General features: G+C 67.1%; 22 protein-coding genes. 14 read left to right on the top strand and 8 right to left on the bottom strand.

The features are described 5' to 3' along the window. The first annotated feature begins 33 nt into the window (after positions 1-33). The 3 genes from ybgF to AC3WMR_RS23770 are packed head-to-tail and all read left to right on the top strand — an operon-like array spanning position 34 to position 2,572. A complete protein-coding gene (ybgF, locus tag AC3WMR_RS23760) occupies positions 34-726 on the top strand; it encodes a tol-pal system protein YbgF (RefSeq protein WP_492265831.1) in 693 nt (230 codons plus the stop codon). Beyond that, the gene (locus AC3WMR_RS23765; protein ID WP_492265830.1) at positions 726-1,769 is read left to right on the top strand and encodes a FecCD family ABC transporter permease; all 1,044 of its coding nucleotides are present in this window, start codon (positions 726-728) and stop codon (positions 1,767-1,769) included. Before ybgF ends, AC3WMR_RS23765 begins: the two co-directional genes overlap by 1 nt. Positions 1,770-1,792: 23 nt before the next feature. Next, entirely contained in the window at positions 1,793-2,572 is a 780-nt protein-coding gene (locus AC3WMR_RS23770; protein WP_492265853.1) for an ABC transporter ATP-binding protein, read from the top strand. 78 nt (positions 2,573-2,650) lie between these two features. Here AC3WMR_RS23770 and AC3WMR_RS23775 read toward each other — a convergent pair whose 3' ends face one another. Beyond that, entirely contained in the window at positions 2,651-3,148 is a 498-nt protein-coding gene (locus AC3WMR_RS23775; protein WP_492265829.1) for a YbaK/EbsC family protein, read from the bottom strand. Between the two features lie 85 nt (positions 3,149-3,233). Here AC3WMR_RS23775 and AC3WMR_RS23780 point away from each other — a divergent pair, with 85 nt between their 5' ends. Next, positions 3,234-4,043, top strand: a complete 810-nt coding sequence (locus AC3WMR_RS23780) for an alpha/beta fold hydrolase (protein ID WP_492265828.1) — start codon at positions 3,234-3,236, stop codon at positions 4,041-4,043. Between the two features lie 58 nt (positions 4,044-4,101). On the opposite strand, the gene AC3WMR_RS23785 is transcribed toward AC3WMR_RS23780, so the two are convergent. Beyond that, positions 4,102-4,572 (bottom strand): Lrp/AsnC family transcriptional regulator, encoded by a 471-nt coding sequence (locus AC3WMR_RS23785; RefSeq protein ID WP_492265827.1) that lies wholly within the window; start codon positions 4,570-4,572, stop codon positions 4,102-4,104. 243 nt (positions 4,573-4,815) lie between these two features. On the opposite strand from AC3WMR_RS23785, the gene AC3WMR_RS23790 reads away from it, so the two are divergent. Beyond that, positions 4,816-5,772, top strand: coding sequence for a DMT family transporter (locus AC3WMR_RS23790; protein ID WP_492281594.1), 957 nt, complete (start codon positions 4,816-4,818; stop codon positions 5,770-5,772). 42 nt (positions 5,773-5,814) lie between these two features. On the opposite strand, the gene fusA is transcribed toward AC3WMR_RS23790, so the two are convergent. The 4 genes from fusA to AC3WMR_RS23810 form a co-directional block, all read right to left on the bottom strand. Continuing rightward, positions 5,815-7,926, bottom strand: a complete 2,112-nt coding sequence (fusA, locus tag AC3WMR_RS23795; RefSeq protein ID WP_492265825.1) for an elongation factor G — start codon at positions 7,924-7,926, stop codon at positions 5,815-5,817. A 307-nt stretch (positions 7,927-8,233) separates the two neighbouring features. Further along, positions 8,234-8,698, bottom strand: coding sequence for a universal stress protein (locus tag AC3WMR_RS23800; protein WP_025137487.1), 465 nt, complete (start codon positions 8,696-8,698; stop codon positions 8,234-8,236). 87 nt (positions 8,699-8,785) lie between these two features. Continuing rightward, positions 8,786-9,130, bottom strand: a complete 345-nt coding sequence (locus AC3WMR_RS23805) for a protein tyrosine phosphatase family protein (RefSeq protein ID WP_025137488.1) — start codon at positions 9,128-9,130, stop codon at positions 8,786-8,788. A 50-nt stretch (positions 9,131-9,180) separates the two neighbouring features. Then, positions 9,181-10,575, bottom strand: coding sequence for an aminotransferase-like domain-containing protein (locus AC3WMR_RS23810; protein ID WP_492265852.1), 1,395 nt, complete (start codon positions 10,573-10,575; stop codon positions 9,181-9,183). Positions 10,576-10,748: 173 nt separating this feature from the next. Here AC3WMR_RS23810 and AC3WMR_RS23815 point away from each other — a divergent pair, with 173 nt between their 5' ends. Together AC3WMR_RS23815 and AC3WMR_RS23820 are read left to right on the top strand one after the other, a co-directional pair. Beyond that, positions 10,749-11,675 carry a DMT family transporter gene (locus tag AC3WMR_RS23815; RefSeq protein ID WP_492265824.1) on the top strand — a complete coding sequence of 309 codons (927 nt, stop codon included), beginning with the start codon at positions 10,749-10,751 and terminating at the stop codon, positions 11,673-11,675. Next, positions 11,672-12,316, top strand: a complete 645-nt coding sequence (locus AC3WMR_RS23820) for a LysE family translocator (protein WP_025137491.1) — start codon at positions 11,672-11,674, stop codon at positions 12,314-12,316. The genes AC3WMR_RS23815 and AC3WMR_RS23820 overlap by 4 nt, the downstream gene beginning before the upstream one ends. Before the next feature lie 66 nt (positions 12,317-12,382). Here AC3WMR_RS23820 and AC3WMR_RS23825 read toward each other — a convergent pair whose 3' ends face one another. Beyond that, a complete protein-coding gene (locus AC3WMR_RS23825) occupies positions 12,383-13,075 on the bottom strand; it encodes an LrgB family protein (protein WP_175219214.1) in 693 nt (230 codons plus the stop codon). Continuing rightward, the gene (locus tag AC3WMR_RS23830; RefSeq protein ID WP_492265823.1) at positions 13,065-13,484 is read right to left on the bottom strand and encodes a CidA/LrgA family protein; all 420 of its coding nucleotides are present in this window, start codon (positions 13,482-13,484) and stop codon (positions 13,065-13,067) included. Before AC3WMR_RS23830 ends, AC3WMR_RS23825 begins: the two co-directional genes overlap by 11 nt. Before the next feature lie 94 nt (positions 13,485-13,578). Here AC3WMR_RS23830 and AC3WMR_RS23835 point away from each other — a divergent pair, with 94 nt between their 5' ends. The 7 genes from AC3WMR_RS23835 (at position 13,579) to AC3WMR_RS23865 (ending at position 20,403) form a co-directional block, all read left to right on the top strand. Continuing rightward, positions 13,579-14,466 carry a LysR family transcriptional regulator gene (locus AC3WMR_RS23835; protein WP_492265822.1) on the top strand — a complete coding sequence of 296 codons (888 nt, stop codon included), beginning with the start codon at positions 13,579-13,581 and terminating at the stop codon, positions 14,464-14,466. 71 nt (positions 14,467-14,537) lie between these two features. Beyond that, complete coding sequence (locus AC3WMR_RS23840) at positions 14,538-15,425, top strand: alpha/beta hydrolase (RefSeq protein WP_492265821.1); 888 nt, start codon at positions 14,538-14,540, stop codon at positions 15,423-15,425. Between the two features lie 188 nt (positions 15,426-15,613). Continuing rightward, positions 15,614-16,525, top strand: coding sequence for a dihydrodipicolinate synthase family protein (locus AC3WMR_RS23845; RefSeq protein WP_492265820.1), 912 nt, complete (start codon positions 15,614-15,616; stop codon positions 16,523-16,525). 73 nt (positions 16,526-16,598) lie between these two features. Then, positions 16,599-17,354 carry an ABC transporter ATP-binding protein gene (locus tag AC3WMR_RS23850; RefSeq protein WP_025137497.1) on the top strand — a complete coding sequence of 252 codons (756 nt, stop codon included), beginning with the start codon at positions 16,599-16,601 and terminating at the stop codon, positions 17,352-17,354. After that, the gene (locus tag AC3WMR_RS23855) at positions 17,347-18,096 is read left to right on the top strand and encodes an ABC transporter ATP-binding protein (RefSeq protein ID WP_492265819.1); all 750 of its coding nucleotides are present in this window, start codon (positions 17,347-17,349) and stop codon (positions 18,094-18,096) included. Before AC3WMR_RS23850 ends, AC3WMR_RS23855 begins: the two co-directional genes overlap by 8 nt. An 83-nt stretch (positions 18,097-18,179) precedes the next feature. Beyond that, complete coding sequence (locus tag AC3WMR_RS23860) at positions 18,180-19,385, top strand: ABC transporter substrate-binding protein (RefSeq protein ID WP_492265818.1); 1,206 nt, start codon at positions 18,180-18,182, stop codon at positions 19,383-19,385. A 115-nt stretch (positions 19,386-19,500) separates the two neighbouring features. Next, the gene (locus tag AC3WMR_RS23865; protein WP_492265817.1) at positions 19,501-20,403 is read left to right on the top strand and encodes a branched-chain amino acid ABC transporter permease; all 903 of its coding nucleotides are present in this window, start codon (positions 19,501-19,503) and stop codon (positions 20,401-20,403) included. Position 20,404: the final 1 nt, after the last annotated feature.

The following is a 20,404-nucleotide window of genomic DNA, read 5'->3' on the forward strand; positions in this document are numbered from 1 at the left end:
TCCCGACGTTTGTTTTTACACCCGGGAATTTTCATGCGCGATAACGTTCTGTCCCTGCGTCCTTTGATTGTGGCCACCGGCCTGGTGCTTGCGGCCCTGACGGCGCCCGCCCACGCTTTTTCCGATGATGAGGCCCGCAAGGCCATCCTGGATTTGCGCCAGCAAGTACAGCAGCAGAACGAGCAGAGCCAACGCGCCAAGCTTCAATTGGCCGACCAGATTCAAGCCCTGCAGCAGGAAGTTGCCCAACTGCGTGACCAGCTCGAGCTGGTGTCGCGCCAGCAGCCCAGCGCCAACAAGCCGGGCGGCGCCGCGGGTGGCGCCAACCCGCCGGGCGCGACCGCCGGCGATCCGCAAGAGCAGGCCGCCTATGACGGCGCCATCGACCTGTTCCGCAAGGGCCAGTACAAGGAAGCGTCCGAATCGCTGGCCGCCTTTACCGCGCTCTACCCCGCCAGCCAGCTGGCCCCCAGCGCCCAGTTCTACCTGGGCAGCAGCCGCTACGCCCTGAAGGACTTCAAGGGCGCGATCGAACAGCTGAACGCGATGGTGCAGAAGGCCCCGGACAACGGCCGCGCGCCCGATGCGCTGCTGGTCATTGCCGGCAGCCAGATCGAAATGAACAACCGCGCCGCCGCCAAGACGACGCTGCAGCGCATCGTTCGCGACTACCCCACCGCACCGGCTGCCAGCACGGCCAAGAGCCGCCTGCAACTGCTGCAGTAATGGCCGACGCCGCATCCGCGGTCGCCGCTTATCGGCACATCCTGCGCCGCCGCGCAGGGCTCATCGCCCTGCTGCTGGCGGCGATTTTCATTGGGCTGCTGCTGGATTTCACCCTGGGGCCTTCGGGCCTGGGCTGGGGCGAGCTGTGGCGCACCCTGACCGGGCCGGCCACGGCCGACCCGACGCTGCGGGTGATCGTCTGGGACATCCGGCTGCCCTATGCGCTGATGGCCGCGCTGGTGGGCATGGCGCTGGGCCTGGCCGGCGCCGAGATGCAGACCATTCTGAACAACCCATTGGCCAGCCCCTTTACCCTGGGCGTGTCATCGGCCGCCGCCTTCGGCGCGTCGCTGGCGATCGTGCTGGGGCTGGGCATCCCCGGCATTCCGGATGGCTGGCTGATCGCCGGCAATGCATTCCTGTTTGCCATGGTGGCCGCCCTGCTGCTGGATTTCGTGGCGCGCCGCGGCGGCATGAACACGTCCGGCGTGGTGCTGTTCGGCATCGCCATGGTGTTCACCTTCAATGCGCTGGTGTCGCTGGTGCAGTTCACAGCCAGCGCCGAGGCGTTGCAAAACCTGGTGTTCTGGACGATGGGCAGCCTGTCGCGGTCCAGCTGGACCACGGTGGCCGCGCTGGGCCTGGCGTTCGCACTGGCCTTGCCGCTGGCCATGCGGCAGTCCTGGAAGCTGACGGCGTTGCGGCTGGGCGAAGAGCGCGCGGCCAGCTTCGGCGTCGACGTGCGCCGTGTGCGCGTGACCGCCCTGGCGCGCGTCAGCCTGCTGTCGGCCCTGGCGGTGGCGTTCGTCGGCACGATCGGGTTCATCGGCCTGATCGCCCCGCATATCGCCCGCCGGCTGGTGGGCGAGGACCACCGCTTTTTCCTGCCGGGCAGCGCCCTGGTGGGCGGCGTCATCCTGTCGCTGGCGTCGGTGGCATCGAAGAACCTGTCGCCAGGCGTGATCGTGCCGGTGGGCATCGTGACCTCGTTGATCGGCATTCCCTTTTTCGTGGCGGTGGTGCTGCGCCGGAGCATGCCGTGACGGCGGCGCTTGCCCCGCCCCCCATGCTGGCGGTCAGCCACATCAGCGCAGGCTATGGCGGCGGGGACGTGCTGCACGACCTGTCGCTGCCTGATCTGAAGGCGGGGGAAGTCACCGCCCTGCTGGGCCCGAACGGCAGCGGCAAGTCGACCTTGCTCAAGGCCTTGGCCGGCCTGATACGAGTGCGTAGCGGCCACGCGAGGCTGGATGGGCTGGACCTGGTGCACCTGGATTTCGCCACGCGTGCGCGGCACCTGGTCTACCTGCCGCAAAGCCTGCCCGCCGCGGTGCACCTGCGGGTATTCGAGTCGGTGCTGGTGGCGGCTCGCGCCAGCGAGGCCGTGGGGCCGCCGGCCAGCCTGCACGATATCGATCGCCTGCTGGAACGGCTGGGCATCGGCCACCTGGCCCAGCACTACCTGGATGCCCTGTCCGGCGGACAGAAGCAGCTGGTGGGCCTGGCCCAGGCGCTGGTGCGCCGACCGCGGGTGCTGCTGCTGGATGAACCGCTATCGGCGCTGGACCTGAATTACCAGTTCCATGTGATGCGGCTGTTGAAGCAGGAAACCGATGACCACGGGCTGATCACCGTGATCGTGCTGCATGACCTGAACGTGGCGTTGCAGCACGCCGACCGCGCGGTGATGATCCATGGCGGCCGGCTGGTGGCGGCTGGCGCGCCTGCCGAGGTGATCACGCCGGCCGCGCTGGCGGCCGTGTACGGCGTACAGGGCCGGGTCGAGGCCTGCTCACGCGGCCGGTTGCAAGTGCTGATCGACGACCTGCAAGCGCGGCCGCACTGACCCGATCTGGGCGAAGCCGGGTGCAGGCTGCCCGCCCGCCCCAAAATGGAGCGCCCGAGCCGCGCGCCCGGCGCTGTTTCAGGTGCGCAGCGCCACATCGGCCACCGGCGCGCCCGTCATGGCGGCCAGTTGCTGCGGGGTCAGGTTGAACACGGCGTGCGGATGCCCCGCGGCGGCCCACAGGCTGTCGTACTGGAACAGGTCCTGGTCGAGCAGCATGACCGGCTTGACGGCGTGGCCGATGGGGCAGACGCCGCCGATGGCGTAGCCGGTCATTTCGCGCACGAACTTGGCGTCGGCCTTGGCCAGTGCGCCGACTTGATCCGCCACCTTGGCCTCGTCGACGCGGTTCACGCCGCTGGCGATGACCAGCACCGGCGCGTCATCGGAAGCGCGGCGAAAGATGATCGACTTGGCGATCTGCGCCACTTCGCAGCCCAGGCCCGCCGCCGCTTCCGCCGAGGTCTTGCCGGTTTGCGGTAGTACCACCACGGGCTTGTCGTGGCCTAATTGCTGAAGCAGGCGGGCAACGCGCTGGGCGGATTCGGGCAGCTCGGCGGGCGTGGCGGATGACATCTGGCGGACTCCGTTCGTAGGCAAGAAATCGGGAAACGAGTGTATCAGCCTAAAATGCGGGCCTGGCTTTTCCTACCCGTATCCCATGCGTTCCGAACCCGTCCTGCCCCTGCAAACCGCCGAGATCGGCGGCTACGCCCTGTCCTACACCGAATACGGCGAGGGTGCGCCCCTGGTGCTGGTGCACGGTTCGCTGTCTGACAGCCGCTACTGGAAATCGCAGATGGCGCCGCTGGGGCGCTCGTTCCGGGTGCTGGCGGTGTGCCTGCGGCGCTACTGGCCCGAGACCTGGGATGGCGAAGGCGACGGCTTCTCGGTGGCCCAGCATGCCGCCGACGTACTGGAGTTCATCGACCGCGTGGCGGGCGAGCCCGCCCACCTGGTGGGCCATTCGCGCGGCGGCCGCGTGGCGCTGGAAGCCGCCTTGACGCGGCCGGACGCGCTGCGCAGTCTGACGCTGGCCGACCCCGGCCTGGCGCTGCCCGGCGATGACGATGCGCGAGGCGGCTTTCGCCAGCGGGCGCTGGAATTGATCCGCGACGGCGCCATCGAGGAAGGCCTGGCGCTGTTCGTGGATACGGTGACCGGGCCAGACACCTGGCAGCGCATGGTGCCGTGGTTCAAGGACATGGTGCGCGACAACGTCGGCACGCTGTTCGGCCAGGCCCGCGAGACGCCAGCCGCGCTGGGCGCCGCCGAGATCGGATCGATTACGCTGCCCACGCTATTGATTGGCGGTGCGCTCAGCCCTGCCCCCTACCCGGCTCTGCTCGACACGCTGGAACAGTGGCTGCCGCAATCGCAGCGCGTGACCATCGCGGGCTCGTCCCATGGCATGAACCTGGGCAATCCGCGCGCCTTCAACGGCGCCATCGAAGCCTTTCTGCGCGGCTAGGCGGGTAGTCGATCATCGGCCCATTCGCGGCTGCCAGCCGCCTGGCCCGCTCGCGCCGTCAGGGTTCGACCGACGGCGTGTGCTTCAGGCGCTTGAGCACGAAGGTGGAGCGGCTGTGCCGCACACCGGGCAGCTTGTAGAGCCGTTTGCGCAGGAATTCCTCATAGCCCTCGGTACCGGCCACGGCCACCTTGATGAGGTAGTCGTATTCGCCGGTGACCAGGAACGCCTCGACCACCTGCGGCAAGCGGGTGATGGCATCACCGAAGCGCGCCAGGGTGTCGTCATCGTGGTGTTCGAGGGTGACCTCGATCATGACCGTGTCGGGCAGGCCCAGCGCCTTCTGGTTCAAGAGGGCGGCGTAGCCCTCGATGACACCGGCATCTTCCAGGGCCTTGACCCGGTTCCAGCACGGCGTGGGCGACAGGCCGACCTGTTCGGCCAGCTTGAGATTGGTGAGCCGGCCGTCGGCGCGCAGCGCGCGCAGGATCTTGCGGTCGGTTTCGTCGATTTTCGGGGCGGAGGACATAGCGACGGATCCGTAAAAGATAATTTCCCTGCAAAAGACGATTTTAGAGGATAAGCCTTTTCCTTTTTCAAACAAACTGGCGAGAATCAGGAAACCTATTTTCCCTGCACGGCCGTAGACTTTCCAGCAAGACGGGCACCACCCCGCCCGTCGTATCCAGCGTGAAGCGCCGCGGCACAACCCGGCGTCCGCGCCGGGCGTCTACCGCAGCATGCCGCGCGTCGATCCGCGCGGTGGAAAATCATGTCTCACGCAGCAGCAGTACCCGCAAGAACCGGCCTGGGCCTCTCTGGCACCGCCATGCTCCTGGCCGCACCGGCGCTATTCGCCTCGAACATGGTGGCCGCCCGCTGGGCCCACGACGCCGCCCTGCCCCCCGTTTTCCTGGCCTTCGGCCGCTGGCTGATCGCCCTGCTGATCCTGCTGCCTTTGGCCGCACCGGCCCTGCTGCGGCATCGCCAGGCGCTGTGGCGCGGGCTGCCCGCGTTGCTGCCGCTGGCGGTGCTGGGCATGGGCGTGGCCGTGGCGCCGCAGTACATCGGCGCCCAGTCCACCAGCGCCACCAACATCGCCCTGATCTTCTCTTGCAGCCCGCTCCTGGTGGCGCTGCTGGAAGCCCTGCTGTGGCGCAAGCCCTTGCCGCCGCTGCGCGTGGCCGGCCTGGCGTTGGCGCTGGGCGGCGTGCTGGTCGTGCTGACGCGCGGCGATGCCCACGCCCTGGCGCGGCTGGCGTTCGGCCAGGGAGATCTGTGGGTGCTGCTGGCGGCCACCGGCTGGGCGTTCTACACGGTGCTGCAAAAGCGCCTGACGCTGCCGGCGGTGCCGGACAGCGCGCGCCTGGCGACGATGATGCTGGGTGGCGTGATTACCCTGGCGCCGTTTGCCGGCATCGAGGCCGCGGCCGGCGCCACGCCGCCCTGGACCGATCCGCGTCTGGCGGCGGTGCTGCTGTTTCTGGCGGTGGTGCCCAGCCTGGGCGCGTATTACGTCTATGGCCGGCTGATCAGCCGCGCCGGACCGGCGACGGCGGGCCTGTCGATGTTCCTGGTGCCGGTGTATGCCGCGCTGCTGGCCTGGCCGCTGCTGGGCGAGGCGCCGCAATTGTTCCACGCCTACGGCTTCGTGATGATCCTGCTGGGGGTGAAGCTGGCGTCGACGCGGCTGCGCGCTCGCGCCGCGACGGCCACCGCCGCCGCGTGAAGGCGGGCGGTCGGCAGCGACAGCGCTGCCGACCGCCGCCGATCAGCGGCCCGTGCCTTGGGCCGCGATGACTTCCTGCGCCACGTTGCGAGGCGCTTCGGCGTAGTGCTTGAACTCCATCGTGTAGGTGGCGCGGCCCTGCGTCAGGGAACGCAGCGAGGTCGAATAGCCGAACATCTCGGCCAACGGCACCTCGGCGCGCACCACTTTGCCGCCGCCCCCGGCGATGTCTTCCATGCCCTGCACCATGCCGCGGCGTGACGACAGGTCGCCCATGACGTTGCCGGTAAAGTCTTCGGGCGTTTCGACCTCGACCTGCATCATCGGTTCGAGCAATACCGGGTCGGCCCGGCGCATGCCGTCCTTGAAGGCCATCGAACCCGCCATCTTGAAGGCGTTTTCGTTGGAGTCGACGTCGTGGTACGAGCCGAAGAACAGGGTCACCTTGACGTCCACCACCGGGTAGCCCGCCAACACGCCAGCGTTGAGCGTTTCGCGGATGCCCTTGTCCACCGCGGGGATGAACTCGCGCGGCACCACGCCGCCCTTGATGGCATCGACGAATTCGTAGCCCTTGCCCGGCTCTTGCGGCTCAAGCTTGAGCACGACGTGCCCGTATTGGCCGCGGCCGCCGGACTGCTTGACGAACTTGCCTTCGACCTCGTCGCAGGTCTTGCGGATGGTTTCGCGGTAGGCCACCTGGGGCTTGCCCACCGTGGCCTCGACGCCGAACTCGCGCTTCATCCGGTCGACCAGGATTTCCAGGTGCAGCTCGCCCATGCCCGAGATGATGGTCTGGCCGGATTCTTCGTCGGTGCGCACGCGGAACGAGGGATCTTCCTGCGCCAGGCGACCCAGGGCGATGCCCATTTTTTCCTGGTCGGCCTTGGTCTTGGGCTCGACCGCCTGCGAGATGACGGGCTCGGGAAAGACCATGCGTTCGAGCACGATGACGTGCGCGGGATCGGACAGCGTGTCGCCCGTGGTGACGTCCTTGACACCCACGGCCGCGGCGATGTCGCCCGCGTAGACCTCAGTGATCTCGCGCCGTTCGTTGGCGTGCATCTGCAGAATGCGGCCCAGCCGTTCCTTCTTTTCCTTGACCGGGTTGTAGACCGAGTCACCGGACTTCACCACGCCGGAATACACGCGGAAGAAGACCAGCTGGCCGACGAAGGGGTCGGTCATGATCTTGAACGCCAGTGCCGAGAACGGTTCCTTGTCGGTGGGATGGCGTTCGATTTCACGGTCGCGTTCGTCGTGGCCCTTAATGGCGGGCACGTCGACCGGTGACGGCAGGTAGTCGATCACGGCGTCGAGCATGGCCTGCACGCCCTTGTTCTTGAACGCGCTGCCACACAACATGGGGACGATTTCGTTGGCGACCGTGCGCTGGCGCAGGCCCTGCTTGATCTCGGCTTCGGTAAGCGCTTCGCCGCCCAGGTATTTTTCAAGCAGCGCCTCGTTGGCCTCGGCGGCTTTCTCGACCATCTTGTCGTGCCATTCCTGCGCCTGCGCTTGCAGCGCGGGGGGAATGTCGCGGTATTCGAAGCGCACGCCCTGGCTGGCGTCGTCCCAGATGATGGCTTTCATCTTGACCAGGTCGATGACGCCCTCGAAGCCGTCTTCGGCGCCCACCGGCAGCTGCACCGGCACGGCGTCGCCCTTCAGGCGTTCGTGTATCTGGCGCTGCACGCGCAGGAAGTCGGCGCCAACGCGGTCCATCTTGTTGACGAACGCCAGGCGCGGCACGCGGTACTTGTTGGCTTGGCGCCAGACGGTTTCGGATTGCGGCTGCACGCCGCCCACGGCGTCGTAGACCATCACGGCACCGTCCAGCACGCGCATCGAGCGTTCGACCTCGATCGTGAAGTCGACGTGGCCCGGCGTATCGATGATGTTGATACGGTGTTCGGGATAGTTGCCAGCCATGCCCTTCCAGAAGGCCGTGGTGGCGGCGGACGTGATGGTGATGCCGCGTTCCTGCTCTTGTTCCATCCAGTCCATCACGGCGGCGCCGTTGTGCACCTCGCCGATCTTGTGGGTGATACCGGTATAGAAGAGGATGCGCTCGGTGGTCGTCGTCTTGCCCGCGTCGATGTGGGCGCTGATGCCGATGTTCCGGTATAGCTCGATAGGCGTCTTGCGAGTCATGGCCTCGTTCCTTGCAGTAATCACCAGGAATGGACGGCAGGGTCCGACCGGACGCTGCCGCGGCGGGCGCCATGCCGCGTGAGAGGTGTGCTCGGGATGTTGCGAAATCGCGCCCGCACTTATCCGTAAATATTACGCGCCGCAGGCGCGTTTACAAGCTTTAGCCATAAGCGCCATAGGGGATGGCCTGGACGGCGGGCCGGACATGAAAAAAGCCCCTCGCAAGACGAGGGGCTTAGCCATGCATCGGCCAGGTTTCTGGCCTGGCAACGCCGGACGGCCTGACAGCCGCCTGACGCTTTAGCGATTACTTCTTTTCTTCCTTGACGCGGTAGACCAGCACGGCGGTGCTGGCCAGCGACAGCACCTTGGCGGTGACGCTGCCCAGCAGCAGGCGCGACAGGCCGCTGCGGCCGTGGCTGCCGATGAAGATCAGGTCGCAGCCGGCGTCGGCGGCGGCCTGGACGATGCCGTCGGCCACGTTGAAGTTGGACACGGCACGCGCCTCGGCCTTCACGCCGCCGGTGTCGGCGCGGTCGGTGATCTGCTTGAGGTACTTGTCGGCCTGTTCGGCGGAAGCCTTTTCGTAGTCTTCGTCGGTGATGGCGTAGGCGGCGGCCATGCCGTCAAAACCGATGGTGGCGGCGAAAGGCTGCGTCACGTAGAGCGCGACGACATCGGCGCCCACGGAACGTGCGAAGGAAATGCCGGCGTTGGCGGCTTGGGCCGACAGCGGCGAGCCGTCGGTGGGAATCAGGATCTTCTTGAACATCTTGCCTGCTCCTGTTTGAGAGGAAGCTCCATGCTACCGGAAAGCCGCCAGGTTCACATCAAGCGAACCCGGGGCGCTTGATGCGCGTCAACCCAGCTGCTGGGCAGCAGCGAACAGGTTGGTGCAACGGGTGCCCGTGCGGCAGTACGCCAGCACCGGGCCCGGCAGGGTGCGCAGCAATTCGGCGAAACGGACGACGTCGGCGGCGGTCATGGCGCTGCCCACAACGGGTTGGTATTCGATTTTCAGGCCCGCGGCGGCCGCGGCCTTGGAGACGTCGGCTGCGGTGGGCTGGTCGGGGCCGCCTTCGAAATCAGGGCGGTTGATGATGACACTTTTATAGCCGGCGGCGGCCACGTCGGCCATGTCGTCGGGACCCAGTTGCGGGGCGACGGCGAAGTTCTCGGTAAGGGGTTTGATGGGTGCGGACATGGCGATTCCTTGATGGGGACAGCTAAATATTATTGCTTGTCGGGGCGGTTTCAGGCGAACAGTTTTTCCAGGACGTTCCAGACGCCGCGGTCGTCCGCCATGGACACGGAAAAGCGCAACATGGTGGACGGCGCCTGCGACGGCGAAAACAGCGTACCGGGGGCCAACAGCATGCCCCGGTCGGCGGCGGCGCGGGCAAGCACTTCGCTGTCGCGGCCGCAATCGGCCCAGACGAACATGCCGGCGTGCGGCTCGTGTGGAATCGTCAGGCCCAGTTTCAGCAGCCCCTTGACGCAGCGCTGGCGGGCCTCGTCGACCCGCAGGCGCACACGTTCGATGTGGCGCCGGTACTGCCCTTCCATCAGCACCCGGTGCACCACCCGTTCGCCCAGTTCGGGCGAGGTCAGCCCGGCCAGCATTTTCAGGTCGGCCAGCTTCTGCAGGATGTCGGGGTTGGCGGCCACATAGCCGACCCGCAGGCTGGCCGCCAGCATCTTGGAGTAACCGCTGACCAGGATGACGCGGTTGAGCCGGTCCAGAACGGCCAGCTTCATGGCGCCGCCGGGGTGCAGGTCGCCGTAGGTGTCGTCTTCGACCACCATGAAATCATGGCGCTCGGCGATGCGCAGGATGTCGTAGGCGATGCCGGCCGACAAGGTATGGCCGGTAGGGTTGTGGACCGCGCTGTTGATGATGAACAGCTTGGGCTTGTGCTGTGCGGCCAATTGATCGAGCTGCGCGACGTCGGGGCCATTGGGGCCGCGCGGCACGCCGATCAGGCGGGCGCCGAACTCGGCCAGGCGGCCGAAGATGACGAACCAGGCGGGGTCTTCGACCAACACCACATCGCCCGGATGCACCAGATGGCGGGCGATCAGGTCCAGGCCATGGGTGACGCCGTTGGTGGTCAACAGGTTGCGTTCCGGGTGGGCCGGCACCCCTTCGCTTTGCAACGAGGCGGCAATTTGCTGGCGCAGCGGCGCAAAGCCCTGGGGGTGCCCGTAGGACACCAACTGGCCACGCACCGACCGGCCCACGGCGCGGACGGCGCCGGCAACCATCTCCGGGTCCAGCCATTCGGCCGGCAACAGGCCTGCGCCGCCCGGCATGCCGGGGCCGCCGCCGGCGCGGAACATGCTGCGCAGCAGCCAGGCCACATCGATGCGCGCGGGCGCTGCGAACGGCGGCGCCGCCTGGGCGGCGGCCGGGGCCAGCGGCCCGCTGCGGGCGCGCACGAAAAAGCCGGCGCCGCGGCGCGACTGCACCAGGCCGCGCGCCACCAGCCGGTCATAGGCTTCCACCACCGTGAAACGGCTGACGCCCGACTGCTCGGCCATCTTGCGGATGGACGGCAGGCGAGTGCCGGGGCGCAGGCCCTGTTCGTCGATGCGCCGGGCCACGCCGTCGGCCAACTGCGCCACCAGGGTGGCGTCCGCCTGGCGCACGGGCTGCCAGGGCATGGAGGGGGGAGCAACTGTCATGGGGATTTCACCAGGCCAGTGGTTAAAGTGATATGCCGAAGTGTACCGGTACTGTACCGACAACTATGGGTAGAGTGACAGCAATGCCCCAGGCCCGCAAGTGGCGACCATGGGGCCCTGTTTTCTGGATGATCTCCATGCGCCCCTCCGTGCTGTATCCGTCGGCCCAGACCGCGCCCGCCGCGTCGGTGGCGTCGCCCTGGGAGGGCTATGGCTATGGCTTCCTGGGTGTACTGATTTTTTCGCTGACCCTGCCGATGACCCGCGTGGCGGTGTCGGAATTGCCGCCTTTGATGGTGGGCCTGGGGCGCGCCTTGCTGGCCGCTGTACCGGCGCTGGCCCTGCTCTGGATCACGCGCAGCCGCCGGCCCGACCGGCGTGAATGGCCGGGCGTGGCGCTGGCGGCGGTGGGCATCGTGGTGGGCTGGCCGCTGGCCTCGACCTTGGCCATGCAAAGTGTGTCGTCGTCGCACGGGGCAGTGTTCAACGGCCTGTTGCCGCTGTCGACCGCGGCCTTCGCGGCGTGGCGCAGCGGCGAGCGACCCTCGCCGTCGTTCTGGGCCTGGGCCCTGGTGGGCGCCGCGCTGGTGTGCACGTTCGCCTTGCGCCAGGGACACGGCACGCTGGCCATCGGCGACTTCTGGCTGTTGCTGGCCGTGGTGCTGGGCGGGATGGGCTATGCCGAAGGCGCCCGCGCCGCGCGCACCCTGGGCGGCTGGCGCACCATCTGCTGGGCGCTGGCCATCAGCGCACCGGTGATTGCCGTGCCGGCGGGCTGGATGGCCGCGCAGCAGGCCAGCTGGCCCGGCGCGAACGTGGTCTGGGCCTGCGCTTACCTGGCGTTCGGGTCGATGTTCCTGGGCTTTTTTGCCTGGTACCGTGGCCTGGCCGCGGGCGGCATCGCGCGCGTCGGCCAGATCCAGTTGCTGCAACCGTTCCTGACGGTGCTGGCCGCTGCCCTGTTTTTTGATGAATCGGTGGACCTGGCGACGTTCCTGTTTGCCGCCGCCGTCATCGTTGTCATCGCCGGCGGGCGCCGCGCGATCGTTGGAGTCAAGAAATGACGCTGTTCCCCGCCAATCTGGCCGATGTGCCGCTTGCCTCGTTATCGTTGCTGGGCCCGTTGGCGCTGTTCGCCCTGGTCAGCTCGATCACGCCCGGCCCGAACAACGTGATGCTGGCCTCGTCCGGCCTGAATTTTGGTTTCCGCCGCAGCATGCCGCACCTGCTGGGCGTGAACCTGGGCTTTACCTTGATGATTTTCCTGGTGGGCGTCGGGCTGGGCTCGGTTTTCCAGCAAGTGCCCGTGCTGTACACGGTACTGAAGTACGTGGGCGCCGCCTACCTGCTGTACCTGGCCTGGAAGATCGCCAATTCGGGCGGCATGGAAGAAGGCGAGGCCCGCGCCAAGCCGCTGACTTTTCTGCAGGCGGCGGCGTTCCAGTGGGTCAACCCCAAGGCCTGGGTAATGGCGGTGGGCGTGGTGGCCACCTACACGCCGCAGGCCGGCTTCTTTGCCAACCTGGTCATCGCCACCGTGGTGTGCGGCATCGTCAACCTGCCCAGCATCGGCATCTGGGTCACGTTCGGCACGGCGCTGCGCCGCGTGCTGCACAAGCCCTGGGCGATCCGCGCGTTCAATATCGGCATGGCGCTGCTGCTGGTGGCCTCGCTGTACCCCGTGGTGCTGGAAGCGCTGCACTGATCCTTTGACTGCTGCCCGGCTTCGGCATCGCACCCCACGGCCGGCCAACCCGATCCGGCACTGCGCCTAGGCCAGCAGGCCCGCCACCACGGCGGGCGTGACCAGCACGTTGAACAAGCCCGCCATCACCATGACCAGGCCGGCCACGGCGCCTTCTTCGGCCGCCAGTTCGCGGGCCTTGGCAGTGCCGGCGCCGTGGGCGCCCATGCCGAACAGCGCGCCGCGCGCCAGCGCCGAACGCAAGGGCAGCCAGCCGCGCATCAACTGGCCGATGGCTGCGCCGAACACCCCCGTGACAATCACGAATACCGCGGTCAGGTCCGGCACGCCGCCGACATGCGCCGATACCGCGATGGCGAACGGCGTGGCCACCGACCGCGGCAACAGGCTCAGGCGCAGGTCGGGCGGCAGATCAAGCAGGCTGCCCAACAGCCAGGCGCTGGCGCCCGCGATGAGGCTGCCCACCGCCACGCCGGCCACCAGCACCGGCCAGTAACGGCGGATCAGCGCGCGTTGCTCGTACAGCGGCAGCGCGAAGGCCACGATGACCGGGCCCAGCATCATCATCAGCCAATGCGAGCCGGACATATAGTCGCGATAGCCGGTGTGCAGCGCCAGGGCCAGGACCAGCAGCAAGGCCGGCGCCACCACCAGCGTGGACGTCCACCAGTAGGCGTAGCGGCGATAGAACAGCCGCGCGCAGACGTAGGCCAGCACGGTCGCCAGCGGCCAGAACAGCAGATTGAAATCAGCCCGCATGGCGGTTCATCCAGCGGTAGCAAAGATCGATCGTGAGCGCGGTGCCGGCCATGACCAGCGCGGTGCCCACCAGGATGACCACCAGCAGTTTCAGGCCCAGCACGCCCAGGAATTCACGGTGATCCAGCAGCGACATCACCGCGGGAACGAAGAACAGCAGCATCTCGCCCAGCAGCCAGTTGGCGCCGCGATGCACGTTGCGCACGCGCAGGAGGCCGCTGGCGAGCAGCGCCAGCACCAGCGCCATGCCAATCACGCCGCCCGGCACCGGCAGGCCGGCGGCATTGGCCAGCGCCTGGCCCAGCAGCGAGAACAGGATGAGCAGGGTGATCTGCAGCACGCGGCTGCGGCGCAGCAGGCTGCGCAATCGGACGGCGGTGCGGGTAGGAAGCAAGAGCAGCGGTGACATGGGGCGATTCCAGCGGATGGAAACGTTTTACGCCTGCGCACGCCATAGATAAAATGAATTTGTTGAATTCACCCTATTCCATATAGGAATATCCATGGATCTGCGTACCTTGCGCGCGCTGGTGGAGGTGGTTCGCCAGGGCGGTTTTTCCCAGGCGGCCAAGACGGTGTTCGCCACCCAGCCCACGGTCAGCAAGGCCGTGCGCCAGCTGGAAGACGAAATCGGCATGCCCCTGTTGGACCGCCAGGCCCAGCCGCCGCGGCTGACCGAGGCAGGCGACATCGTCTACCGCCGCGCCGTGAAGATGTTGGCCGAACGCGACGATCTGTACGCCGAACTGGACGAATTGCGCGGCCTGGCGCGTGGCTCGCTGCGCCTGGGCCTGCCGCCGCTGGGCAGCAACGCACTGTTCGCGCCGATGTTTGCGCGCTTTCGCAGCCGCTATCCGCGCATCGAGATCAGCCTGCTGGAACATGGCGGCCATCGGCTGGAAGAGATGGTCATGGCCGGCGACATCGAGCTGGCCGCCTCGCTGCGGCCAGAGTCCGCCAACTTCGAATGGCAGCCGGTGGCGCGCGAGCCGCTGATCGCGCTGCTGCCCGCCGACCACCCCTGCGCCAATGCGGCATCCGTCAGCCTGGCCGACCTGCGGGATTCGCCTTTCATCCTGTTCGAAAGCGGCTTTGCGCTGAACCGCATCATCCAGGACGCCTGCCTGCGGGCGGGTTTTGCGCCCGCCGTCGCGGCCCGCAGCGGACAGATCGATTTCATCGTGGCGCTGGTGACGGCGGGCCTGGGCGTGGCCTTCCTGCCGCGCATCAAGGCCGACGAGGAACGCTGCGCGGGCGTGGCGCAGGTGCCGCTGAGCGATGCCCGCACGGAATGGGAGATGGGCCTGGTGTGGCGCCGCGGCGGCTACCTGTCGCAGGCCGCGCAAGCCTGGCTGGCGCTGGCCCGGGAGATGCATCCGGATACGGCTTGATGCGATCGGCCGCCGGGCCGCGTTGTAAGCTGCCGGCGGAACCGCATCCGTTCGCGCGAGTCATATTCTCCATGCCTGCCCTGCCCCGATTCACTTTCCGCCGCCTGTTCGGCGCCGCCCTGCTGACCGCCGCCGGCGTGGTTGGCTGCTCGCAGCTGGATTCCTGGCAGCGGCAGACCATTTTTTCGCCGCAAGCCGAACCCCAGACCTGGTGGCGCGAGCCTGCCACGGGCACCCAGGTGTATGACCTGGCGCTGGCCAATGGCGACAAGGTGCGCGCTTGGTACTGGCAAAGCCCGCAGGCCAATGCACCCACCGTGCTGTATCTGCATGGCGCGCGCTGGAACCTGAACGGCAGCGCCTTTCGCATCGACGGCTGGACCCGCATGGGCTATTCGGTGCTGGCGATCGACTACCGCGGCTTCGGCGCGTCGACGCCGCGCCTGCCGTCCGAGGCCAGTGCATTGGAAGACGCCATGGCCGGGCTGAAGGAACTGGCGCGGCTGCAGCCGGACGCGTCCCGCCGCTTCGTCTACGGTCACAGTCTGGGCGGCGCCATCGCCATCGACCTGGCCGCGCGGCCGGAACAGCCCGACTTCGCCGGCCTGATCGTCGAATCCAGCTTCACCAGCATCGGCGCCATGCTGGCGACCATGAAGTGGGGCCGGGTGCCCGGCGCGGGCCTCCTGGTCACGCAGCCGTTCGACTCGGTCGACAAGCTGGCCGCCCTGCACACGCCCATGCTGTTCATGCATGGCACCGCCGACCGCGTGGTGCCGCACACCATGAGCGACGAGCTGTATGCCGCCGCCCGCAACGTATCGCCGGACCTGAAGCGGCTGGTCAAGATCGAAGGCGCCACCCACTCGGGCGCATTCCGCAGCGGCGCGCAATACGAGCAGGCCGTGAAGACCTTCATGCAGGACGCCAGCCGGGCGTTCCAGCGCAAGTCGGGCTGACCGGCCCCCCCTCTGGATGGCAGGCGCCGCCCTGCCGACGCGTTCCCTTCTGTCGCCTGCCCCGGGGAAAACCCGCTCTGGGGAAACTCCCACATCAAAATATCTTCTAAATATATTTAACCGATATTAGACTTTCTCCTGCCCGCCGCTCCCCCCCTCGCGGCGCAGGCCTTACGAGGAGAACCAAGTTGAGTAACGTGCGTTGGCAGGGCGTCTTTCCTGCCGTAACCAGTAAGTTCCATGCCGACGAAACCCTCGACTTCGAAGCCATGCGCAAGCATTTCGGCTTCCTGATCGACAACGGCGTACATGGCCTTGTCACCTGCGGTTCGCTGGGTGAAGCCAGCACCCTGACGCTGGAAGAAAAGCTGGCCGTGACGCGTTGCGCCGTGGAAGTCAGCGCCGGCCGCGTTCCGGTGCTGGCCAATGTGTCCGAGACCAGCACCCGCGAAGCGCTGCGCTTCATCAAGGAAGCCGTGGCGCTGGGCGTGGACGGCTTCATGCTGATGCCGTCGCTGATCTACGTGGCCGATTCGCGCGAAGCGATGCAGAGCATCCGCACGATGGCCGAAGCCGCCGCCAAGCCTTGCATGATCTACAACAACCCGGTGGCCTACCGGGTGGACTTGAAGCCGGAACACATGGCCGAGCTGGCCGATTGCAAGTGGCTGGTGGCCATCAAGGAAAGCAGCGACGACATCCGCCGCGTGACCGACCTGCGCAATACGCTGGGCGACCGCTACCAGCTGTTCATCGGCGTGGACGACCTGTCGTTCGAAGCCCTGGCGCTGGGCGCCGACGGCCTGCTGGCCGGCCTGGTGACCGCCTTCCCGCGCGAAACCGTGGCGCTGTATGACCTGATGAAGGCCGGCAAGTGGCAGGAAGCGCTGGCGCTGTACCAGTGGTTCACGCCGCTCCTGCACCTGGATGTCTCGACCAAGTTGGTGCAGAACATCAAGCTGGCCGAGACGCTGGCCGGCGTGGGCAACGAACACGTCCGCCGCCCGCGCCTGCCGCTGGTGGGCGCCGAACGCGAGCGCTGCACCGCCATCATCGAGGCGCAGCTGGCCAAGCGGCCGCGCCAATACCAGTCGAAGTAAGCCACCCGCCCCGGACGAAGAACAGGCGCGGCCCCCAAAGGCCGCGCGGTCTTCCCGCAGCCTCTCGGACACCATGCAAAGCGACATCATCCTTCAGACCCGGGGCCTTACCAAGGAATTCCGAGGCTTCGTGGCGGTCAACGACGTCAACCTGAGCGTCAGGCGCGGGGCGATCCATGCGCTGATCGGGCCGAACGGGGCCGGCAAGACCACGGTCTTCAACCTGCTCACCAAATTCCATATTCCCACGCGCGGCGAGATCGTCTACGACGGCGTGGACATCACCGCCGAACGGCCGGCGCAGACCGCGCGCCGCGGCATCGTGCGTTCGTTCCAGATTTCCGCCGTGTTCCCGCAGTTGTCGGTGCGCGAGAACGTGCGCGTGGCGCTGCAACGCAAGCTGGGCGTGGACTACTGCTTCTGGCGCTCGGAAAGCACGCTGGAACGGCTGCACCAGCGCGTGGACGAATTGCTGGACCAGGTCGGCCTGCGGGGCCAGCTGGACGTGGCGGCCGGCGATCTGCCGTACGGCCGCAAACGCACGTTGGAAATCGCCACCACGCTGGCGCTGGAACCCGAACTGCTGTTGCTGGACGAGCCCACGCAAGGCATGGGCCACGAAGACGTGGACCGCGTGAAGCACCTGATCAAGCAGGTGTCCGCCGGCCGCAGCATCCTGATGGTGGAACACAACATGAAGGTGGTGGCCGACATCTGCGATGCCATCACCGTCCTGCAGCGCGGCGAAATCCTGGCCGAAGGGCCGTACGCCGAGGTCGCGGCCAACCCGGCCGTGCGCGAAGCCTACATGGGAGCGGAAGATGAATGAGACCCTGGCGATCGACACTGCCCCGCAGCGCGCCGCGACCTCGCAGGCCATGCTGGAAATCCGCAACCTGCACGCCTGGTACGGCGAGTCGCACATCCTGCACGGCATCGACCTGGACGTGCGGGCGGGCGAATGCGTGACGCTGCTGGGCCGCAACGGCGCCGGCCGCAGTTCGACCCTGAAGTCGGTGCTGGGACTGGTCGGACGCCGCAGCGGCTCGATCAAGGTGATGGGACAGGAAACCATCGCCCTGCCGCCGCACAAGATCGCCCGCAAGGGCATCGGCTACTGCCCGGAAGAGCGCGGCATCTATGCATCGCTGACCGCCGAAGAAAACCTGATGCTGCTGCCCTCGGTGGGGCCGGGCGGCATGTCGATCGATGAGATCTACGCCATGTTCCCCAACCTGAAAGAGCGCGCCCACAGCCCCGGCACGCGGCTTTCCGGCGGCGAGCAGCAGATGCTGGCGATGGCGCGCATCCTGCGCACCGGCGCACGGCTGCTGCTGCTCGATGAAATCACCGAGGGCCTGGCCCCCGTGATCGTGCAGGCCTTGGGCCGGGTGATCCGGCAATTGAAAGAGCGTGGCTACACCACCGTGCTGGTCGAGCAGAACTTCCGCTTCGCACAGCACCTGGCCGATCGCCATTACGTCATCGAGCACGGCCAGGTGGCCGCCGTGATCGACCGCGCCGAAGTGCAGCAGTCGCAAGACCGGCTGAACGCGCTGCTCGGCATCTGACAGTTCGCGCAGTTCCCCGTCGTTGCAGTTTCCCGTGGTTTTCCGACCGCAGTTCCCCCCATTCCTATCCGGAGCGTAGTCAGATGAAATTGAATCGAATCGCAGCAGCGTTGTGCACGCTTGGCCTGGCAGGCGTGGCCCACGCCCAGGGCGGCATCAGCGATGACGTCGTCAAGGTCGGCGTACTGACCGACCTGTCGGGCGTGTATTCCGATCTGGCCGGCAACGGCTCCGTGATCGCAGCCCGCATGGCGGCCGAGGAAATGGGCAACAAGGTGTTGGGCAAGCCCGTGGAAGTAGTGGCTGCCGACCACCAGAACAAGCCCGACGTCGCGGCCAACCTGGCGCGCGAATGGTTCGACCAGGGCAAGGTCGACATGATCACCGACTTCCCCACCGCGTCGACCGCGCTGGCCGTGATGGAAATCGCCCGGCAGAAGAATCGCGTGACGATGCCGTCGGCCGGCCTGTCCACGGCCATCCTGGGCGAGAAATGTTCGCCGCTGAACGCGCAATGGACCACCAACACCTACGCCCTGGCGGCGGGCACGGCGCGCGCACTGGTCAAGGAAGGCAAGAAGACCTGGTACTTCATCACCGCCGACTACACCTTCGGCCACTCGCTCGAAAAGGACGCCACGGAAGTGATCCAGGAAAACGGCGGCAGCGTGGTCGGCGTGTCGCGCCACCCCTTCCCCGGCAACGACTTCTCGTCGTTCCTGCTGAAGGCGCAGGCATCCAAGGCCGACGTGATCGCGCTGGCCAACGCCGGCAACGACACCGTCAACGCAGTCAAGCAGGCCAACGAATTCGGCATCACCAAGAAGCAGATCGTGGCGCCGCTGCTGACCTATATCTCGGACGTGCACAGCATGGGCCTGGCCAAGGCGCAGGGCATGTACCTGACCGAGGCGTTCTACTGGGACTTCGACGACGCCTCGCGCGCCTGGGCCCGCAAGTTCTTCGACAAGGCCAAGAAGATGCCCACCGCTTCGCAGGCGGGCGTGTATTCGGCCACGCTGTCCTACCTGAAGGCGGTGGAAGCGGCCGGCACCGACGACGCCCCGACCGTGATGGCCAAGCTGCGCGAGATGACCATCAACGATGCCGTGATCCGCAACGGCAAGCTGCGCGCCGACGGCGCGCTGGTGCACGACATGCTGCTGTTGCAGGTGAAGGCGCCGGCCGAATCCAAGGCGCCGTGGGACTACTACCACGTGAAATCGGTGCTCAAGGGCGACGAGGTGTTCCCCAAGCCGCAGGCCGCCTGCCCGTTGAACAAGTCGTAATGCGTGGCCGGCGCCGGGCGGCCACGCCCGGCGCCGGTTCGACCTGCACGAGGCGCGCGCCGTCTGCGCGCCTTCCTGGAAACCGACGCGTCCGCGTGTCCGCCTGCCGCCCACTATGTTCGACATATCGCTTCCCGCCCTGCTCGCCCAACTGCTGGTGGGGCTGATCAACGGCTGCTTCTACGCCATTCTCAGCATGGGGCTGGCCATCATTTTCGGCCTGCTCAACATCGTCAATTTCACCCACGGCGCCCAGTTCATGATGGCGGCCTTCCTGGCGTGGATCGGCTTTACCCAACTGCCGCAGTTGCTGGGTCCCGGCGTCCAGGTCAATTTCTGGGCCGCGCTGGTGCTGGCGCCGCTGATCGTCGGCGCGGTCGGCGTGGTGATCGAGAAGACGCTGCTCAAGCGGCTCTACCACCTGGACCACCTGTACGGGCTGCTGCTGACCTTCGGCATCGCGCTGATGATGGAGGGCGGCTTTCGCTACTTCTACGGCATTTCGGGCGTGGGCTACGAGCCGCCCGAGATCCTGCAAGGCGGTTTCGACCTGGGCTTCATGTTCCTGCCGGTGTACCGCGCCTTCGTGGTGGTGGCGTCGCTGTCGCTGTGCCTGGTGACCTGGTACCTGTTCGAACGCACCCGGCTGGGCGCGCTGCTGCGGGCCGGCACCGAAAACGCCCGGCTGCTGCAGGCCTTTGGCGTGAATGTGCCGGTGATGATCACCCTGACCTATGGCTTTGGCGTGGCGCTGGCCGGCGTGGCCGGCGTGCTGGCCGCGCCGGTGATGCAGATCAATCCGCTGATGGGGTCCAACCTCTTGAACATCGTGTTCGCGGTGGTGGTGATCGGCGGCCTGGGTTCGATCATGGGCGCCATCGTCACCGGCCTGGCGCTGGGCCTGCTGGAAGGGCTGGCCAAGGTGTTCTACCCCGAAGCGTCCACCGTGGTCGTGTTCATCGTGATGGCGGTGGTGCTGCTGATGCGCCCCGCGGGCCTGTTCGGCAAGGAGAAATAAG

The organism is Achromobacter sp. FW305-C-28, from assembly GCF_058783235.1.

Coding starts and splice junctions, on each gene's coding strand:
- ybgF (WP_492265831.1), top strand. CDS start 34: ATGCGCGATAACGTTCTGTCCCTGCGTCCTTTGATTGTGGCCACCGGC.
- AC3WMR_RS23765 (WP_492265830.1), top strand. CDS start 726: ATGGCCGACGCCGCATCCGCGGTCGCCGCTTATCGGCACATCCTGCGC.
- AC3WMR_RS23770 (WP_492265853.1), top strand. CDS start 1,793: ATGCTGGCGGTCAGCCACATCAGCGCAGGCTATGGCGGCGGGGACGTG.
- AC3WMR_RS23775 (WP_492265829.1), bottom strand. CDS start 3,148: ATGTCATCCGCCACGCCCGCCGAGCTGCCCGAATCCGCCCAGCGCGTT.
- AC3WMR_RS23780 (WP_492265828.1), top strand. CDS start 3,234: ATGCGTTCCGAACCCGTCCTGCCCCTGCAAACCGCCGAGATCGGCGGC.
- AC3WMR_RS23785 (WP_492265827.1), bottom strand. CDS start 4,572: ATGTCCTCCGCCCCGAAAATCGACGAAACCGACCGCAAGATCCTGCGC.
- AC3WMR_RS23790 (WP_492281594.1), top strand. CDS start 4,816: ATGTCTCACGCAGCAGCAGTACCCGCAAGAACCGGCCTGGGCCTCTCT.
- fusA (WP_492265825.1), bottom strand. CDS start 7,926: ATGACTCGCAAGACGCCTATCGAGCTATACCGGAACATCGGCATCAGC.
- AC3WMR_RS23800 (WP_025137487.1), bottom strand. CDS start 8,698: ATGTTCAAGAAGATCCTGATTCCCACCGACGGCTCGCCGCTGTCGGCC.
- AC3WMR_RS23805 (WP_025137488.1), bottom strand. CDS start 9,130: ATGTCCGCACCCATCAAACCCCTTACCGAGAACTTCGCCGTCGCCCCG.
- AC3WMR_RS23815 (WP_492265824.1), top strand. CDS start 10,749: ATGCGCCCCTCCGTGCTGTATCCGTCGGCCCAGACCGCGCCCGCCGCG.
- AC3WMR_RS23820 (WP_025137491.1), top strand. CDS start 11,672: ATGACGCTGTTCCCCGCCAATCTGGCCGATGTGCCGCTTGCCTCGTTA.
- AC3WMR_RS23825 (WP_175219214.1), bottom strand. CDS start 13,075: ATGCGGGCTGATTTCAATCTGCTGTTCTGGCCGCTGGCGACCGTGCTG.
- AC3WMR_RS23830 (WP_492265823.1), bottom strand. CDS start 13,484: ATGTCACCGCTGCTCTTGCTTCCTACCCGCACCGCCGTCCGATTGCGC.
- AC3WMR_RS23835 (WP_492265822.1), top strand. CDS start 13,579: ATGGATCTGCGTACCTTGCGCGCGCTGGTGGAGGTGGTTCGCCAGGGC.
- AC3WMR_RS23840 (WP_492265821.1), top strand. CDS start 14,538: ATGCCTGCCCTGCCCCGATTCACTTTCCGCCGCCTGTTCGGCGCCGCC.
- AC3WMR_RS23850 (WP_025137497.1), top strand. CDS start 16,599: ATGCAAAGCGACATCATCCTTCAGACCCGGGGCCTTACCAAGGAATTC.
- AC3WMR_RS23855 (WP_492265819.1), top strand. CDS start 17,347: ATGAATGAGACCCTGGCGATCGACACTGCCCCGCAGCGCGCCGCGACC.
- AC3WMR_RS23860 (WP_492265818.1), top strand. CDS start 18,180: ATGAAATTGAATCGAATCGCAGCAGCGTTGTGCACGCTTGGCCTGGCA.
- AC3WMR_RS23865 (WP_492265817.1), top strand. CDS start 19,501: ATGTTCGACATATCGCTTCCCGCCCTGCTCGCCCAACTGCTGGTGGGG.